This is a genomic window from uncultured Sunxiuqinia sp., from assembly GCF_963974515.1.
Classification (GTDB): Bacteria; Bacteroidota; Bacteroidia; order Bacteroidales; family Prolixibacteraceae; genus Sunxiuqinia.
In genome coordinates this window covers 1-18,240 of record NZ_CAXBDD010000076.1, presented here as the reverse complement: position 1 = coordinate 18,240, position 18,240 = coordinate 1, and the positions used below count along the sequence as shown (strand labels likewise).

Genomic DNA, 18,240 nt, shown 5'->3' with positions numbered 1-18,240 from the left:
TCTTTTCATTTCTAAGGAACAGCAAAAAGAGTTTCAGGTTCATCAGCAAACTGATTCTGAAACTGAAATTCCATCAAAAACAAAAAAACAGCCCAATAAAATTAATCCGAGAGCTTGCTTCATAAATAATAAAAGTCGTAATTTTGCTTTCCACCAATAAGGAGACCATACCATGATGATAGTCTATAACACACCGGTCTTTGCTTTTACCAGCAATTGCTAGGCGCTCTTCCAGGCACCAAGCAACCATTTGATCCTTTTTGAGTCTATATTATTCTTTCAGCAATCATTTTTAACAATTCATTCACATGTCAAATAAGAAGTTTGTTTTGTCTTTAGGCAAAATAAAACCCATCCGTTTCAAGTCGCTTTGGTCCGATATTAAAGAAGCTATTGCCGGGAGTGAACGCGATTTTACCGAAACCAGCCTTGGGAAAGCCATTTTCCTGCTATCCGTACCCATGATTCTTGAAATGGCCATGGAATCGGTGTTTGCGGTCGTCGATATCTTTTTCGTATCGCGTTTGGGCGCCGATGCGGTGGCCACCGTTGGCATCACCGAGTCGGTAATGACCATTGTTTACGCCATTGGTATTGGCTTAAGCACGGCAACCACAGCCTTGGTAGCCCGCCGTGTTGGCGAGAAGAAGGCAGGCAAAGCAGGAAATGCAGCGTTTCAGGCCATTTTGGTTGGGCTTTCCTTTTCGGTGTTGCTGGCCGTTCCCGGCTTCCTCTTTGCTAAAGAATTTCTTCTACTGATGGGCGCAAGCGAAAGCATGGCCGACGAAGGGTATGCCTATCCCATGATTATGTTTGGGGGCAATATGGTCATCATGCTGCTCTTTATCATTAATGCCGTTTTTCGAAGTTCGGGCGATGCTGCCGTGTCCATGCGTGTATTGTGGATGGCCAATATCATTAACCTGGTTTTGGACCCGATCCTGATTTTCGGACTGGGTCCCTTCCCTGAGATGGGTATTAAAGGAGCGGCCATTGCCACCACCGTTGGCCGTGGAACAGCCGTTTGCTACCAGTTTTACCTGCTCTTCAAAGGTAATGGCCGGATCCATCTCGATATCAAAAATCTGAGCATTCGCCTCCATGTGATGCTGAAATTGCTGAAGCTTTCGGTAGGCGGAATCTTCCAGTACCTGATCGCCACTTCGAGCTGGATTATTTTGGTCCGGCTGGTATCGGAGCTGGGTGCCGATGTGCTGGCCGGCTACACCATTGCCATCCGAATTATCATTTTTGCCTTGCTGCCTGCCTGGGGATTGTCGAATGCGGCAGCCACACTGGTTGGTCAAAACCTGGGCGCAAAAAAACCCGACCGGGCCGAGCAATCGGTTTGGATTACTGGCTTCGTCAACATCATCATGATGGGAGTTATCGGAACCATCATTTTAATCATACCCGACACCTTGGTGGGTTTGTTTATTGACGATCCGGCCGTTCTTCAAAGTGGCATCACCACCTTGCGCTGGCTGGGAGCAGGATTTTTGTTCTATGCCCTGGGAATGGTGGTTGTGCAAGGGTTTAATGGAAGTGGTGATACATTGACGCCAACCAAAATCAACCTGTTTTGCTTTTGGCTCATTGAAATTCCGCTGGCCTACCTGCTATCCATGACCTTAAATATGGGGATTACGGGAATTTGCATGTCGATTATTATCGCCGAATCGTTATTGACCATTATTGGGGTGATTCTTTTCAGACAAGGCAAGTGGAAACTGCGGAAGGTTTAGACTACCAGGCTGGCTTTTGGATTGTTTCGAAAGGCACTTAAAAAACCGGTTCACCTCCGGTTTTTTTCCGTTCGCCGAAAAATAAGCACATGTCAAAACAAAAAGCCCTACTTTCGTTCTGGTTAAAATTCACGCATTCAAACTAAACAGATGAACACACTGGGAAACGTAATTTGGGTCGTATTTGGCGGCTTCTTTATTTTTTTGGAATACCTGATCGGCGGAATCTTACTCTGCTTAACCATTGTCGGGATTCCGTTCGGACTGCAAAGTATTAAAATGGCACAAATGGCTTTATGGCCGTTTGGCAAGCGCATCGAATACATGAATTACGCGCCCGGCTGCCTCTCTACAATTATGAACCTGCTTTGGCTGGTGTTTGGTGGCATTTGGATTGCGCTCAGTCACTTGGTTTTCGGACTTCTGTTTGCCATTACCATTATCGGGATTCCGTTCGCCAGGCAACATTTCAAACTGGTGAGCCTGGCCATTACTCCCTTTGGCCGCCGGATTGTTGACTGCTAACCGGAGTCCGGCTCAGTTGATAAATATTACGGCTACCCGTTTACATGCCTGTTTTCCCTGTCGCAGCTGTCAGCGGTTGTCATTCATGTTCACTATATTGTCATTGACATCGTCCTTAGCAATAATTACATCCTGATCCATGCAGCCTACATCCTATATTGGTCGATTTATATCCTACTTTAGGTAAAAAACATCATAACTTTGGGTAAAATAGGTCGTTAATTAGGCAGATGACGTAAACTCATAGGTATTTTTTCCCTAACATAGGTAGGTGGCGTCATTGTTACACGCCAGACACGCCTTCTTTTAGGTAAAAGACCTATTCAGTCTACCTGCTCTACGTCACAATCTGGGTACATTAGACCATATATTGAACCTATTACATCATAACAATGATCTAATATTGAACCAATTTCTCAATTTAATGGGCAGAAGGACATATTCAACGCGAAAAAGGACATCTTCTATCCATCAATAACGCTTTAAATGATTTTTTTACATGAATCAGTCATGGAGAACACAGAAGACATTCAAAAAAGGCCCTTCAAATGATCCATCAAAGAATGAGGGAGAAAGGTTTTAGCCATGCCGAACTGGGTCGACGGCTCAATCTATGCACAAGCGCCACACAAAAAATGCCGAATGACAAAGTCATGAGCCTGGCACGGCTCAAAGAATTATCGATTACCTTGGACTTTAATTTTTTCACAGCTCTGGCCGGCCTTCTTGATTTAGAAGAGCCTGAGACGGAAGAGCATCAACAGATCCGGGATCTTAAAATGGAAAACCGGATACTGACAAAACTACTTAAGCCCAACCAATAAAGGTCAATGGGTTTACTCGTGTGTATGTAGTCCACACTCTTTTTTCGAGTTGCTCTCCCACCACCAACGTCCGGCGCGGAAATCCTCGCCCGGCTGGATAGCCCGCGTGCAGGGGGCGCAACCAATGCTGACGAATCCGCGATCATGCAAAACATTATAAGGCACCTGGTTTTCTTTTACATACTCGCGACAATCTTCCAGGCTCCAGTCCCGCAACGGATTGTACTTGACGATTTCGTGTCCGCCATCCCACTCAAAAAGTTGCATGTCTTCGCGGTTGTTCGACTGCGAAGCACGGATGCCCGTGATCCAGCATTCCATCCCTTTCAAAGCGCGGCCAAGTGGCTCAACTTTGCGGATGTGGCAACACGCCTTCCGGTTCTCGACTGAAAGATAAAAGCTGTTGGGACCTTTTTCAGCAACAAAGTTTTCCAGGTCCTCATGATTGGGGTACATGGGCTGAATGGGTTTTTGATATTTTTCGAGCGTGCGGTTATACACCTTGTAGGTTTCTTCGAACAAACGCCCTGTATCTAAGGTCACCACTTTGATTGGGATGTTGTTCTTGAAAATGTAATCGGTAACGACCTGGTCTTCGATTCCAAAGCTCGTAGTAAAAACCACTTTCCCTGCGAACTTATCGGCCAGGCTTCTCAATACATCCACAATTTCCTTTTCTTTGAATTCGGCATTAAGCTGCCCTGCTGTTTCTATAGTAACCATTTGATTTTCCTTTCGTTTATTTTCAATAACATGCCACAAAAATAATCATTTTCAAACAAGATGATAAATCTTGTGTTGTTTCAATAAAGATTACGCGAACATGAGCAGGCAAAGAAATACCTTTTATTGTTTCAAAACATACGTTTTTATGCCCGTTTTGATTGTCCGTTTCCGGGGTGAAAATATCTGTATTCAATCCGGATCATCCCCCTAAAGCCAGACCTTTATCATTCACAGCAAGATTTCTTGAAATCACTTTTTTATTTGGTCTTATGAAAAAAAAGTGCTTTACTGATTATAAAAATTTTAGTTCCTTTGGAACAAATAAATTCATGCAAAAAAGATAGAATTAATGGGAAAAGTATTGATCATTGGCGCAGGTGGCGTAGGAACCGTTGTAGCTCACAAAATGGCTGCGCTTCCTGAAGTTTTTACTGAGATCATGCTGGCAAGCCGTACCAAAGCCAAGTGTGATGAAATAGCAAATAAGATTGGTGGTAACCGCATTAAGACAGCACAGGTTGACGCGGAAAATGTGCCTCAACTGGTTGAGCTGATCCGGAGCTTCAAACCTGATTTGGTGGTCAATGTCGCCCTTCCGTACCAGGATCTCCCCATTATGGATGCTTGCCTGGAAACGGAAGTCAGCTACCTGGACACGGCCAATTACGAACCCAAAGAAGAAGCGAAATTCGAATATAAATGGCAGTGGGCCTACCAAAACCGATTTAAAGAAGCGGGGATTACCGCCATTCTGGGCTGTGGATTTGACCCTGGCGTAACCAGTATTTTCACGGCTTACGCAGCCAAGCATCATTTCGATGAAATTCAGTACCTCGACATTGTTGACTGCAACGCCGGCGATCATGGAAAAGCGTTTGCAACCAACTTCAACCCGGAAATCAATATCCGCGAGGTCACGCAGAGAGGCAAATACTGGAAAGATGGCCAGTGGGTGGAAACGGAGCCGCATGAAATTCACAAACCACTGAACTACCCCCATATCGGGCCGAAAGAATCGTATTTGATTTTTCATGAAGAATTGGAATCGTTGGTGAAAAACTTTCCAACCATTAAGCAAGCACGCTTCTGGATGACCTTTGGACAGGAATACCTGACACACTTGCGGGTGATTCAAAACATTGGCATGGCCGGCATTGAACCGGTGATGTATGAAGGCCGCGAAATTGTTCCGATCCAGTTTTTGAAAGCTGTATTACCCAACCCCGGTGACCTGGGCGAAAACTACAAGGGACAAACCTCTATCGGCTGCCGTATCAAGGGGCTGAAGGATGGCAAGGAAAAAACCTATTACGTATACAACAACTGCGATCACGAAGTGGCTTATGCCGAAACCGGCACGCAGGCGGTTAGCTACACCACCGGTGTTCCGGCTATGATTGGCGCCATGATGTACCTGAAAGGTTTGTGGAAAAAAGAGGGCGTATTCAATGTTGAAGAGTTCAACCCCGATCCGTTTATGGATGCCCTGAACCAACATGGACTGCCTTGGCACGAAATTCACAATACCGATCTGGAAATGGAATACTAATCCAAGCTTACAGAATAAAAAAACAAAACCCGGCAAATTGTCGGGTTTTGTTTTTCATGGAAACGCTGAAAAGATGACCTATCTTCAAATCTACCTGAACTTACATTTCTTCCGATACTTCAATTTTATACAGAAATTCATCGCTGCGCTGAAGAATAGCATCCCGAAGAATTGCCGGAGTCGCTTTAAAGGTGCCATCCAACTTATTCTCAGCAACTAACTCAAACGAAGGAGCAGCCCGGATGACTGTTGTTTCGCCCTTTAGATTCGTGAAATATATATTTCCTCCTGCGCAAATGGGTGAGATATCAAAATGTCCCTTCAGTTTTTCTTCCCAATAAACTGTGCCATTGGCAGGATTGAGACAGGTCAAGGCTCCGCGCTCAGCAACCATAAACATCAAGCTATCCACAATGACTGGCGAAGATATTTGCGGCACATTTTTTTCGGTTTGCCAAACAATTTTACTGGCAGTCACATCTCCTTTTCCTGTGGGATCAACAGCAAAAAGTCGCGCAAAATAAGGAGCGCCTTCGGAAAGAACCCAGCCTGAGTTGACGAACACCAATCCTTGGTAAAACAAGGGCATACTTACCGGAGAATCTTCACCATAGTAAATCCTCCAGTTCTCTCCTCCAGTTCTCGGGTCGTACGAAATGGCGTACTGCGCGCGAGGAGTGATCAATTGATCCTGACCATCAACTGTAATCACCAACGGTGTTTGATACGACTTCCGGTAAACAGGAGCCAGCTTTTGGTAGCCTTCTTCATCGGGCGTCCCCACTTTCCAAACGGTTTCTCCCGTGCGCTTATCCAGCGCATAAATATCCTGTACGTCGGTTCCCTCCAGGTGAACAATCAACAAATCTTCATACAAAATAATAGAGGAAGCCGCTCCCTGCATGTGTTCGCAATTCATGTCGGTCCGACTCCAAATCACTTCATAGGTCTTGGTATTCATGCAGGCCGTTCCGTAGGTTCCATAATGAAGATAAACAAAGTCCTTTTCGATGCACGGAGTGGATGATGCGTAACTATTTGTTCCGTGAATCCGCTGCACAGTTTCCGGTTTGAAAAGTTCTTTTTCCGTCAGGATTTCACCGGTTTCAAAATCCAGACAAACAGCCGAAAACCATTGCCCGTCTTTGTCGGCCGAAGTCAGCCAGATTTGGTTGTCGTACACTACAGGCGAAGACCAGCCCAGTCCCCTAACAGGAATTTTCCAGGCCACATTTTCCGTTTCACTCCAACGAATCGGCACATTTTCTGACTCCGATAAGCCATTCAAATTTGTTCCGCGAAAATGGGTCCAGTTTTCAGTTTTTCGGCTTGAACATGAGGAAAATAGAAGGAATAAGAAGAGTGGCATCATTGTGCCCAAAAGGATGTTTCTACACATAGCTGTTTTTGTTAGTTGAATCGAGTGTGCTTAAAGATCGTTACTTATTCTGTTTTCGCAACCTTAGGGTCACTCTTTTTAATGTGAAATTTTTGCCTTTCGAAAAAGCAGGACTAAAAAAAGCCATTCGTTCGAATGGCTTTCAATTTTTTATCAGCTTGGTCACTTACACCTCATTCACCGCTTCCAACTTCTCCTGTCCGGCTTGGATGGCTTCCAGGTTCAGCGGAATCAACTTATGGTGACGCTCGGGAAGCGATTTCTCCAGGCCCTTGCGAATACTTTCCATCTTGACAATGGGTTTGGCTTTCAGATAAGCGCCCAGCACCACCATGTTAAAGGTTTTCACATTACCCAAATCAGCGGCAATCTTGGTTCCTTCAATCTTGTAGACGTTAATATCCGTCCGGGTCGGTGGATTCACAATGCCATTGGGATCGTACAGCAGCACGCCGCCGACTTTCACAGTCTTTTCAAACTTATCCATCGACTGCTGATTCAGGATGATGGCTGTATCAAATTCGTGCAGAATGGGGGAGCTGATGCGCGTATCGCTAATGATCACCGAAACATTGGCTGTTCCGCCACGCATCTCGGGGCCGTACGATGGAAACCAGGTCACTTCCTGATCTTGCATAACACCCGAGTAAGCCAAAATTTTACCCATGGAAAGCACTCCCTGTCCACCAAATCCGGCGATAATGATTTCTTCAGTCATGATTTCAGTTTTTAGTTCTTTTTTAAATAGGCATCCGGAGCATCGCGCTCACCATCTTTCATGTCGCCCATCGGAAAGAAGGGGAACATATTCTCTTCCATCCAGGTGTTCGCATCCACCGGGCTCAAACGCCAGCCTGAGTTGCAAGTCGAGACCACTTCAACAAAGGAAGTTCCTTTTTTGTCGATGGCATTCTGAAATGCTTTTTTGATGGCTTTACGACATTTGCGTGCCGTTGCCGGAGTGTGCGCCGACTGCCGTGTTACAAATGATGTTCCCGGCAGTTGAGCAATCAGCTCGGTAATTTTCAGCGGATAACCATTGCGGTCTAAATCGCGCCCGCAAGGCGTGGTGGAAGTTACTTGCCCAAGCAGCGTCGTTGGGGCCATCTGCCCGCCAGTCATTCCATAAATGGCATTATTGATAAAGATGACCACGATGTTTTCGCCACGGTTGCAAGCATGCATAATTTCCGCTGTTCCGATGGAAGCCAAATCTCCATCGCCTTGGTAGGTAAAAACCACTTTGTCCGGATTCACACGCGCAATACCTGTCGCAACTGCCGGAGCCCGTCCATGTGCGGCTTCCTGCCAGTCGATATCGATGTAATTGTAGGCAAATACAGAACACCCAACCGGAGAAACACCAATGGTTTTCTCCTGAATATCCAAATCCTCGATGACTTCGGCCACCAAGCGATGCACCACGCCGTGCGTACAGCCGGGGCAATAATGCATGGTCTTGTCAGTCAGCAGTTTTGGTTTCTGATAAACCAGGTTTTCGGGTTTGATAATATCTTTTACATCCATCTTTTTAAGCTTCAATAAGTTTTTGTTCCAATGCTTCCACCACTTCGCCCGGTGTCGGGATAATTCCCCCCATGCGGCCAAAGTATTTAACAGGTACCGAACTACTGCCGCATCCGGCAGCCAATTGCACGTCTTCAACCATTTGTCCGGCATTCATCTCAACAGTCATAAAGCCTTTAACTTTTTTTGCCAATGCAGCAATGGGCTTTTTCGGGAACGGGTATAGGGTAATGGGGCGTAGCAAACCTACTTTCAATCCTTTGGCACGGGCCAGGTCAACCGACTTTTGGCAAATACGAGCCGAAGAACCAAAAGCCACCAGAATGTACTCCGCATCGTCGCACTGAAACGTTTCATAGCGGACTTCGTCCTCTTCCATCTGCTTATATTTTTCCTGAAAACGCAGGTTGTTGCGTTCCATTTTGGCTGAGTCCATTTCCAGCGAAGTGATGATATTGTAATCGCGGTTCGGCTTTTTGCCATTGGTGGCCCAGCGTCCATATTTGGCGTCAATTTCTTCGGAGGTCATCCGCGGTTTGTAATCGCTCAACACCACTTTTTCCATCATCTGTCCAATGGCGCCATCGGTCAAAATCATGGCAGGATTGCGATATTTGTAGGCAAGCTCAAAGCCCAGATCAACAAAATCGTTCATTTCCTGCACCGATGAAGGGGCTAAAACGATCAGCCGGTAGTCACCGTGTCCGCCACCTTTGGTCGACTGGAAATAATCAGCCTGCGAAGGTTGAATGGTTCCCAATCCCGGGCCGCCGCGCTGTACATTCACAATTAAACAAGGCAATTCAGCTCCGGCAATGTAGGAAATTCCTTCAGCCATCAAGCTGATTCCGGGGCTTGACGAAGAGGTCATGACTTTCTTTCCCGAACCGGCCGCTCCGTAAACCATATTGATCGAAGCCACTTCACTTTCGGCCTGTAGTACCACCATGCCTGTGTCGTCCCAAGGTTCGCGAGCCATTAGCGTTTCCATCACCTCAGACTGCGGGGTGATCGGGTATCCAAAATAGCCATCACAACCACAGCGAATGGCTGCTTCGGCAATGACTTCGTTCCCTTTCATTAATCTTAAATCTCCCATCTATTGAATCTTTTTAATGTTAACAGCAATTAGATTTTAACTCGGTATACCGTAATACAGGTATCCGGACAAACTACCGCGCAGTTTGAACAGCCAATACATGCTTCGGGGTTTTCCATGAATGAATAGTGATATCCCCGGCTATTGACCTGCTTATTTTGTCCTAAAACCTGCTGCGGACAAGCGACAACGCAAAGGCCGCAGCCTTTACATTCCTCGGTGTCAACAACAACTGCTCCTACTACTTTTGCCATGGTTCTGTTATTTTTAAAAATTTCTCAGTTTCTGAAAGTCCCGGTTTTGGATATTCATGCCTCCAAACCCGTTCGGCTGTACAAATCTAAAGCATCAGCTCTTTTCAAATTGCAACAAAAGTTGCATAATCCTATTATATTTTGTTCAGTATTCGGGTAAAAATGTTCCGGTGAACTCCCAGGTACGAGGCGATATGTTGGCGCTGTACCCTGGAAACCAAATCACCATGCTCTTTCACAAACCGCTTTACGCGCTGCGATGCGGTGAGTGACTGAAGCATATGCACCCGTTTCAGGGCGTTGATATAACTTTCCTCGGCCATGCGCCTCACCAGCCCCTGCAGCTCACTGCTGGACGTCAGCATCTGGTCAAATTCCGCTTTACTGATAAAAATGAGTAATGAATCTTCGTAAGCCCGAATGGCTTCTACCGAGTTATCGCCCGACAAAAAAGAATCGTGACTACTGACAATGGCATTGTCGGGTGTATAAAAGAACCGGGAAATCCACTCCTGCCCATTTTCTGACACGTAAGTGGCATACATTAAGCCACTCATCAAAATCCCCAACTTTTGATTGGGTTCGCCATAAGCCAAAAACGTTTCGCCTTTTTTAATTGAAATGGGAGCCTGGTCCGCAAAATATTCCTTCAACTGAATCAAAGTCGAACGATCTGATATTTTGCTTGAATAGCTATTCATTTCAATGCGTTTAATTCACCGGAAAATCAGCCGCAAACTGTTCCAGTCGTTTATCCAAATCATCAAACTGGCTGCGTTGTACATGAGACACACAAGCCCGCAATCCTTCTTTTTCGCTTCCGGTGTTTTTCAGCGTAATGGCACTCACACCGTAATAGAGCAAATTGGCCAGCAACTCCTCGCCTGTCATGGTCGGGTACGCAATGGTGAAATAAAATCCATCGCCCACCAATTCGTCACCATCTTTTTCATACACAATATAAAAGCCGTGCTTCTGGAAAATCGATTTCATGATTTTTGCCTTCTCGCTATATTCCCGCACATCGTTGATGAAGTTGAACTTACCATCACTGGCTGCTTTAAACATCGCTGCCAGGGCATACTGTGCCGAGTGGCTTGTTCCGGACGACAGTGTGTACAAAACCCGAAGCACAATGCTGTTTCCGAAGGTGTTGCTTTGGAAACGGGTTTTCAGATTGTCGTAATCGCGATTAAACAGAGCATCTGAAATGATCATCATGCCGCACCGTTGTCCGGCGTATGAGAATATCTTCGAGCTCGATACAAACAACACGTAATTGTTGGTGTAACGGGCAACTGTTGGTTGGTAAGGCGGCTTGCCCGGAGTGTACAAATCTTTGCGGAAGTCCATACCGAAATAAGCCAGGTCTTCCATCACAATCACATCGTACTTGTTGGCAAGTTCGCCAATAATTTGCAGCTCTTGCTCGGTAAAACAAATCCAGCTGGGATTGTTGGGATTAGAATAAATAATGGAATTGATGTTTCCTTGTGACAGAAACTCCTCCAGCTTTTCACGCAACTTGGCTCCCCGGTAGTTAAACACGTCGAACGTTTCGTAGTGATGACCCATCACCAGCATTTGCTGCTTTTGTACCGGAAAGCCCGGATCGATAAACAGGGCCGTGTCCTTTTTCGGATCAACATTGGAAGCCACCAGCAACGCGGCATAGGTTCCCTGCATGGAGCCTACTGTTGGAATGCAGCCAGCGGGGCTGACATCCACATCCATAAAGAGCTTGATAAATCGCGAAGCCTCCTCTTTCAGTGGTTTAATGCCATCCATCATCGGGTACTTGGACGCAACGCCCGATTGGAGAGCTTCAATCTCAGCTTCGGTACCCACCTGTGCAGGTGGCAAGCCGGGAACCCCCATTTCCATGCGAATAAACTTCTCACTCCCTGCCTCTTCTACCAAATTAACCAAGGCAACAATTTCGCGAATGGAAGCCTGACCAACATGGTCAATACGGAGTTTGGCGATATTTTGATCAACAAGCTGTTGATTGATTGGCGTTTTTTTCATCTTCTAACAAGGCTGACTGAACTCTGCTGTTCTCAAAAAAACCGAAAGCGGGTGGGTTGAAAAAATCAACTCCAATCAAAAAGTCACTTTGGTAATTTTCTATAAAAAGCAGAAATTCTGATTAAAAAAAGTAAAGTAATTCCGAATTACCAAGCTTCAGCAAAGTATTAAAGAACAGGTTTTACAATTCGAAAAAACTTATTGACTGAAAGAACAAAATTGATATCTTTTTGAAACAAATCTTTTGAGATTAAAAGAAATTCAGGCCTTTTGGACGACCTGAATGATATCATGTTTTTTATTTCAAAATCCGAAATCAGACTGAATCGACTTGAGCCAGGCTCCAATCCGTTCATCGGTGAGTTCCGGCTCAAAATCCTCGTCGAGCGGCAAACCGACAAACTGTCCGTCGATCAGCGCTTCCGAATCTTCAAACTCATAACCTTCAGGACTTACCGAGCCCACCAGCTTCACATTTTGTTTCATCAGCTCTTTAGCCAGACGACCAATAGCATTCACAAAATGTTCGGGATAGGTAATGTGATCACCCAATCCGAAAATAGCAACCACCTGCCCTTTGTAAGCGGCTTTGCTTACTTCAGGAAAAAACTTGGCCCAGTCGGTATTGGAATATTCCGAATCCCAGGTTTCCTTGCCAACAGTGGAAATGCCAAAAATGATTTTATCGTATTTCTCCAGATCGGAGGCAGCGGCGTTGTTTACCGAAATCATGTCAACTTTATCTGTGCCAATGGCGGCCGCCACTTTCTCGGCGGCACGATGGACCGAGCCTTTCTCGGGTCCAAAAAACAATCCTATTCTACTCATAATTCAAGGTTTTTTAAAGGGTCACGAACCTGTTTTTTTTTATGCTTTCTTTCCGGGACTCATTGGCATAAAGACCAATAATCCGGGATACTTTATTGATTCTGTATCTCGAGTTCTCCCCGGACATATTCTCCTAAAATAGACAAACTAGAGACATTTTTCAAAATTAAATGAATCGCATGTTCATAGTTTGCAGTGGTATCCCACTCCACATCAACGTGGATAGTATATTCGTTGGGTTTTCCAAGGATGGGGACCGACAGAATTCTATTCAGGTTAATCTTGTTTTCTGCAAAGATATTCAACACTTTAGCCAACGCTCCATAATAGTGTCCCACTTCAAAACAAATCGATGCTTTATTATTTTCTTCAGCATGATTGGCATGTTTGGAAAGAATCCAAAAACGGGTGTAGTTCTTTTTGTTGGATTCAATGCCTTTGTCAATTACATTCAGCCCGTAAATTTCGGCCGTCCGCAAATTTCCAATCGCCGCTGCATCCGTCAGCTTTTCTTCTACCAGCAATTTTCCTGAAGCGGCGGTGTCCTGATTTTCCCTGATTTTGGCTTCGGGATAATACTTCTCAATGTATTCGGAACACTGACGAATGGCAATGGGATGCGAGTAAATGGTTTTGATGTCTTCGGGATTCGCTCCCGGGAGCATCATCAAATTCATTTGAATATGGATATAGATTTCACCGATAATCCGCAGGTGATAATCGCGAATGAGTGAGTAATTTTGAATGATACTTCCGGCAATGGAATTTTCAATGGCCATCACCGCAATGTCAACCTGGTCTGTATCAATCAATTCACAGACACTTTGAAATGACCGGCACTCCACGATTTCAATTTCTTCGTTGCCAAAATAATTCCGTGCAGCATCTTCGTGAAAGGAACCGGCGATTCCCTGAATTGCAATTTTCTTCATACCTTATTTTTAATTAAAAATCCCGGGGGATTTAGCCCGGGACAATTTACGCAAAAACGTCTTTATATCCTTTTTAAATGAAAAACAGTCGGCAAAAAAATAACAAAGCGCGCCAATTTTCTTATCACGACTGTGTTTCATCAAGCCAATAACGCCTCTACGCGATCATTCTTCCGTTTGTTCCACCGGCTGCCCTTCCAGCGATTTTCTTACCCGCTTTGAAAAATCCTCCCAAGTAAAGGCAATCGCCAATAGCAACACCAGAATAAAACCGATCATGAATTTTTCATTAGTGCTCAATTTTCGCATAAACGGATACCACTTAAATTTTGTACAAATCGCTGGCTTTCACCAGTTCGAGCTGATGCTTTTGTAAAACATGAATGCACTTTTCGATATCATCCGGCTTCAAAACAATGTTGGCCGATTGTTTATCCATCGAAAACGCGTAAAGATATTCAATAAAGACCTCTTCGGACGATAAAATGTTCAAGGCTTTTGCCAAGGCACCGGGCACATTCGGACTGTTGAGACAAACCACATCGGTTAGTTTGACTGAAAAGTCGGCTGCTTTTAGCACCCGGTAAGCTTGATCCGGATCAGAAACAATAAGGCGAAGGATGCCGAACTCCGAGGTGTCGGCCACACTTAAAGCCGACAGATTAATTCCTGCATCGCCAAGCAATTGAGAAACTTCATTCAGACGTCCGCTTTTGTTTTCCAAAAAAACAGACAATTGTTTTATAATCATAGTAACCTCCTAGATTTTGCGGTTATCAATCACCCGCTTGGCCTTTCCGGCTGTACGTTCGATTGTTTTTGGTTCAACCAGTTTCACATTGACTGAAATGCCCAGCGTGCTTTGGATGTTGTGTGTAATTTTTTTACGCAGTACTTCCAGTTGCTTCACTTCGTCGGAGAAAAACTGCTCCTGCACTTCCACCATCAGTTTCAAACTGTCTAAATTACCTTCTCGTTCCACAATAAGCAAATAATGCGGCTCCGTTTCGCTCATGTCGAGCAGCACACTTTCAATTTGCGACGGAAACACATTGACTCCACGAATGATTAGCATGTCGTCGCTTCGTCCCTTGCATTTCTCCATCCGCACCAGCGTTCTCCCACAAGCACACTGGTCGTAGTTCAGGCGGGTTAAATCGCGCGTACGATAGCGAATAATCGGAATGCCTTCCTTGGTCACGGTCGAAAAAACCAATTCACCCACTTCGCCGGCGGGCATCGGCTCCAAGGTTTCGGGATGAATGATTTCAGGAACAAAGTGGTCTTCGTTGATGTGCATGCCACATTGGTGCTCGCACTCGCACGAAACTCCGGGCCCAATCACTTCGCTTAAGCCATAAATATCGATGGCTTTCAGACCCAGCTTCGACTCAATTTCGCGGCGCATTTCTTCGGTCCAGGGTTCGGCGCCAAAAATACCCACCCGCAGGTTCAGGTCTTCTTTTTTGATGCCGGCTTCTTCCATGGCTTCAGCCAAAAAGAGCGAATACGAGGGGGTGCAGGCAATCACACTGGTGCCAAAATCCTGCATCAGCTGCAACTGCTTCTGGGTGTTTCCTCCGGAAATCGGAATCACTGAAGCTCCCAGGTTTTCGCAGCCGTAGTGCATGCCCAAGCCACCGGTAAACAAACCGTAGCCATAGGCTATTTGCACCATATCGTTGCGATGAACACCGGCCATGCACAAGGTACGGGTGACTACTTCGGCCCAGGTATTCAAATCTTTGCGGGTGTAGCCCACAACGGTAGGTTTTCCAGTGGTTCCCGACGAAGCATGCACACGCACAATTTCGCTCATGGGCACAGTAAACATGCCAAACGGGTAATTATCGCGCAAATCCTGCTTGGTGGTAAAAGGCAGTTTCGACAAATCATCAATGGATTTGATATCGCCCGGCACCAGTCCCACTTCCTGCATTTTTTTTCGGTAGCTGGGGATGCTGTGATAAATTCGCTGCACCGTGTCAATCAGGCGTTCCGATTGCAGCGCTTTCATTTCATCACGACTCGCACATTCTATTTTTTCATTCCAAATCATCATCCTATTTTTTTATCGGACACCTTTCATGCAGACATCCAAATGTTTTTCTTCAACTTTTTGCGTCATCAAACTCACCACAACCAATACGAGGGTGGAAAGTGGCAGAGCGATCATAATCGGATCAATAATCATCCAGGGAAATTGGCCCACTAAAAAATCCTTCCCGAAAATAGCCTGGCTGATGCCTAGCGGCGCCGATTCGGCTTGGTGTATAAACGCCAACATAAAGCCGCTGGATAGCAAACCCGCAATCATGCTCCAAATCGCACCTCCCCGGGTGGCCTGTTTCCAATACAAGCCGGCGAAATAAGTGGGCAAAAAAGCCGCGGCACAGATGCCAAAGAAGATAGCGGTTCCGCGGGCCACAATGCCAATCGGCAAATGATAACCTATGATAATGCTGATCAGAATGGCAACCACAATTCCCACACGGGTAATCAACATGCTGTTCATCTCTTTCCGTGGGAAAAGATTTTCAAACAAATCACGGCCAATCGAGGTACCCATGGTATGAAACTGCGAACTTAAGGTTGACATGCCGGCAGAAAGGAGAGCCAGCATAAACAGGTAAACAAACCACTCGGGCATGGCCGAATTCAAAAACTCAGGAATGATCAGATCTACATTTCCCTGAGCAATATCGATGGCCAGTCTCCCGGTTTCCCTGTAAAAATAAAGGTTGGATAAAGCTCCTACCGTGTAAATAAAGCCAGTGACCACAAAAATAAAAATACCACCGATCAGTACCGCGCGGTTCAACTCCCGGTTGCTCTTTACGGTCATAAAACGAACCACCAACTGGGGCTGGGCCAACACGCCAATCCCTACACCCAAAATGATGTTGGTTGTCAGAATCCACCACCAAGCCGAACCCATAATCGGAAAGGCTGTCCAACCATGATGGCCCTTAGCTTGCAGCCTTTCTGGCACCAGGTTAGCCATGTTCCCCAAAGCCTCATGGGCACCCGACACGCCACCCAACTTGATGTAGGTCATAAAAAGCAGGAAGAATAAACTAAAAAACATGATGCCTCCCTGCAACGCATCGGTGTACATCACGCCTTTCAATCCGCCGGCAATTACGTAAGCCGCAATGATGAGCGAGAAAAAAGTCAGCGCAATGCCAAAGTCAATTTCAAAAATACTCTCGATAAAGCGGGCGCCCCCAATCAACACCACAGCGGCATAAAGCGGCATAGCAACGAAGATAATTCCTCCACTCAACATTTGAATGGTTTTGGATTGAAAACGATTTCCCAAAAACTCAGGAAACGTGTGGGCATCCAGGTTATGCCCCATTTTTCGTGTTCGTCTTCCAAAAAAAACGAAGGCGATAAATACCCCGATAAAAATATTGAGTACCGTTAGCCAGATCAAGCCCATGCCATAAACGCCTGCTATTCCTCCAAAACCGATAATAGCCGAAGTGGAAATGAAGGTGGCGCCATACGAAACGGCCATCACAAAAGGATGAATTTCGCGGCCACCCAGCAAGTAATCTTTAGCAGTTTTTGTCTTCTTAAATCCGATGTACCCCAGGTAGGCAATCACCAACAGGTAAGCAATAACAACTAATCCCAGCGAAAAAGTATTCATAAATTTCGTTTTAAAGTTGTTCTTTTAGTTGTTCGTCTTTGGCCTCCCAGTCAAGGTCTTCCTTGAGTTCTGATTCGTCAGCTTCCTGCCCTTTGTTCCAGTTTTTTGAACCATACCAAACACAGGCGATCAAGCTTAAAACAGCCAGTAGATAGCCCAGGTAAATTGAAGGATCATGAATTCCCAGCATAAGTATTTTGTTTATTGATTAGTTTCCGTATACCATTTCATCGTTCAGCGGGTAGAGTTCAATTTTCGAAACCTGCTCCAGCGCCAGCTCATAATCATCCACATCCACAATTAGCAAAGCCCGTTTGCCATCTTCAAGCACCCTGCCGTATGCATTCAGAAAGTTGACACCAGCATGAGCCAATTTCAGCAGAATCTCGTCCAGCCCGCCCGGATGATCCTCCATGCCGAAAGCGAGAATTCGGCGCAAAGCCGACGAAAGTCCGCTTTCCCGCAAAGCCTCGTTGGCCCTTTCAGGTTGATCAACCAGCAGGTTCAGAATTCCCCAGCCACTGACGGTGTGGGTTAAGGTCATCGAGCGGATATTAATACCATTTTGTTTCAAAACACCGGTTACCCGCTCGAAATGCCCGGTTTTGTTTTCAAGAAAAATAGAAACCTGATAAGCCATGGTCGAACCGTTTATAGTTTTACTGAATCAAGAACCCGTTTATCGACCACCCGCACGGCCTTTCCTTCCGACTTCGGAATGGAGCCAGGCTCCACCAACCGAACAATGGGCTTGGTCAACACTTCGTCCCTGATTTGATGTGTAATAAACTTACTCAGCCGATCCAATCGGGTAATATCGCCATTGAACCAGTCTTTCTTTACTTCCACCTCAACAATCATCTCGTCTACTCCATTAATTCGCTCCAAGGTGATCAGGTAGTCGGAGCCCACTTCCGGAACCTTCAGCAGCACCCCTTCGATTTGCATCGGAAAAACATTGCAACCTTTCACGATAAACATGTCATCGCTGCGCCCCGCGATCCGGTCTATGCGCGCATGGGTGCGCCCACAGGCACAGCGCCCGGGAATGATGCGTGTCAAATCGCGCGTCCGGTAACGAATCAGCGGCATGGCTTCGCGGTCGAGCGTGGTCATCACCAGTTCACCAAACTCGCCATCGGGCAC

Annotated in this window: 19 protein-coding genes and 1 pseudogene; 4 read left to right on the top strand and 16 right to left on the bottom strand. The window is 45.8% G+C overall.

Annotated features, from left to right (window positions below; genetic code table 11):
- Nucleotides 1-308 precede the first annotated feature (308 nt).
- From AAC033_RS14300 to AAC033_RS14290, 3 genes are all read left to right on the top strand, one after another.
- Nucleotides 309-1,745 carry an MATE family efflux transporter gene (locus tag AAC033_RS14300; RefSeq protein WP_339739282.1) on the top strand — a complete coding sequence of 479 codons (1,437 nt, stop codon included), beginning with the start codon at nt 309-311 and terminating at the stop codon, nt 1,743-1,745.
- A 150-nt stretch (nt 1,746-1,895) separates the two neighbouring features.
- Nucleotides 1,896-2,270, top strand: coding sequence for a YccF domain-containing protein (locus AAC033_RS14295; RefSeq protein WP_339739280.1), 375 nt, complete (start codon nt 1,896-1,898; stop codon nt 2,268-2,270).
- A gap of 548 nt (nt 2,271-2,818) precedes the next feature.
- On the top strand, nt 2,819-3,094 hold the full coding sequence (locus AAC033_RS14290) for a hypothetical protein (protein ID WP_339739278.1): 276 nt from the start codon (nt 2,819-2,821) through the stop codon (nt 3,092-3,094).
- 12 nt (nt 3,095-3,106) lie between these two features.
- Here the strand turns inward: AAC033_RS14290 and AAC033_RS14285 are convergent, their stop codons facing one another.
- Nucleotides 3,107-3,817: a phosphoadenylyl-sulfate reductase gene (locus AAC033_RS14285; protein ID WP_339739276.1), complete on the bottom strand. Its 711-nt coding sequence runs from the start codon at nt 3,815-3,817 to the stop codon at nt 3,107-3,109.
- Nucleotides 3,818-4,169: 352 nt separating this feature from the next.
- Here AAC033_RS14285 and AAC033_RS14280 point away from each other — a divergent pair, with 352 nt between their 5' ends.
- Nucleotides 4,170-5,369 (top strand): saccharopine dehydrogenase family protein, encoded by a 1,200-nt coding sequence (locus AAC033_RS14280; protein WP_339739274.1) that lies wholly within the window; start codon nt 4,170-4,172, stop codon nt 5,367-5,369.
- Nucleotides 5,370-5,469: 100 nt separating this feature from the next.
- Here the strand turns inward: AAC033_RS14280 and AAC033_RS14275 are convergent, their stop codons facing one another.
- The 15 genes and pseudogenes from AAC033_RS14275 to AAC033_RS14205 form a co-directional block, all read right to left on the bottom strand.
- A complete protein-coding gene (locus AAC033_RS14275; protein WP_339739272.1) occupies nt 5,470-6,768 on the bottom strand; it encodes a PQQ-binding-like beta-propeller repeat protein in 1,299 nt (432 codons plus the stop codon).
- A 166-nt stretch (nt 6,769-6,934) separates the two neighbouring features.
- The gene (locus AAC033_RS14270) at nt 6,935-7,486 is read right to left on the bottom strand and encodes a 2-oxoacid:acceptor oxidoreductase family protein (RefSeq protein ID WP_339739270.1); all 552 of its coding nucleotides are present in this window, start codon (nt 7,484-7,486) and stop codon (nt 6,935-6,937) included.
- Nucleotides 7,487-7,497: 11 nt separating this feature from the next.
- The gene (locus AAC033_RS14265) at nt 7,498-8,295 is read right to left on the bottom strand and encodes a thiamine pyrophosphate-dependent enzyme (RefSeq protein WP_339739268.1); all 798 of its coding nucleotides are present in this window, start codon (nt 8,293-8,295) and stop codon (nt 7,498-7,500) included.
- 4 nt (nt 8,296-8,299) lie between these two features.
- Nucleotides 8,300-9,394, bottom strand: coding sequence for a 3-methyl-2-oxobutanoate dehydrogenase subunit VorB (locus AAC033_RS14260; RefSeq protein WP_339739266.1), 1,095 nt, complete (start codon nt 9,392-9,394; stop codon nt 8,300-8,302).
- A 29-nt stretch (nt 9,395-9,423) separates the two neighbouring features.
- Nucleotides 9,424-9,648 (bottom strand): 4Fe-4S binding protein, encoded by a 225-nt coding sequence (locus AAC033_RS14255; RefSeq protein ID WP_082326261.1) that lies wholly within the window; start codon nt 9,646-9,648, stop codon nt 9,424-9,426.
- 134 nt (nt 9,649-9,782) lie between these two features.
- Complete coding sequence (locus tag AAC033_RS14250; protein WP_339739262.1) at nt 9,783-10,349, bottom strand: Crp/Fnr family transcriptional regulator; 567 nt, start codon at nt 10,347-10,349, stop codon at nt 9,783-9,785.
- A gap of 10 nt (nt 10,350-10,359) precedes the next feature.
- Nucleotides 10,360-11,676, bottom strand: a complete 1,317-nt coding sequence (locus AAC033_RS14245; protein WP_339739261.1) for a pyridoxal phosphate-dependent aminotransferase — start codon at nt 11,674-11,676, stop codon at nt 10,360-10,362.
- 303 nt (nt 11,677-11,979) lie between these two features.
- On the bottom strand, nt 11,980-12,504 hold the full coding sequence (locus AAC033_RS14240) for a flavodoxin (protein WP_339739259.1): 525 nt from the start codon (nt 12,502-12,504) through the stop codon (nt 11,980-11,982).
- Between the two features lie 92 nt (nt 12,505-12,596).
- A complete protein-coding gene (locus tag AAC033_RS14235) occupies nt 12,597-13,436 on the bottom strand; it encodes a prephenate dehydratase (protein WP_339739257.1) in 840 nt (279 codons plus the stop codon).
- A gap of 322 nt (nt 13,437-13,758) precedes the next feature.
- The gene (locus AAC033_RS14230; RefSeq protein WP_339739255.1) at nt 13,759-14,187 is read right to left on the bottom strand and encodes an ACT domain-containing protein; all 429 of its coding nucleotides are present in this window, start codon (nt 14,185-14,187) and stop codon (nt 13,759-13,761) included.
- Between the two features lie 9 nt (nt 14,188-14,196).
- Entirely contained in the window at nt 14,197-15,498 is a 1,302-nt protein-coding gene (locus tag AAC033_RS14225) for a phenylacetate--CoA ligase (protein WP_339739253.1), read from the bottom strand.
- Nucleotides 15,499-15,507: 9 nt separating this feature from the next.
- Nucleotides 15,508-17,094 (bottom strand): sodium:solute symporter family protein, encoded by a 1,587-nt coding sequence (locus AAC033_RS14220; RefSeq protein ID WP_339739251.1) that lies wholly within the window; start codon nt 17,092-17,094, stop codon nt 15,508-15,510.
- Nucleotides 17,095-17,104: 10 nt separating this feature from the next.
- Nucleotides 17,105-17,284, bottom strand: coding sequence for a symporter small accessory protein (locus tag AAC033_RS14215; RefSeq protein WP_339739249.1), 180 nt, complete (start codon nt 17,282-17,284; stop codon nt 17,105-17,107).
- 18 nt (nt 17,285-17,302) lie between these two features.
- Entirely contained in the window at nt 17,303-17,734 is a 432-nt protein-coding gene (locus AAC033_RS14210) for a hypothetical protein (RefSeq protein WP_339739247.1), read from the bottom strand.
- An 11-nt stretch (nt 17,735-17,745) separates the two neighbouring features.
- A pseudogene (locus AAC033_RS14205) lies at nt 17,746-18,240 on the bottom strand (phenylacetate--CoA ligase); the annotation flags it as partial.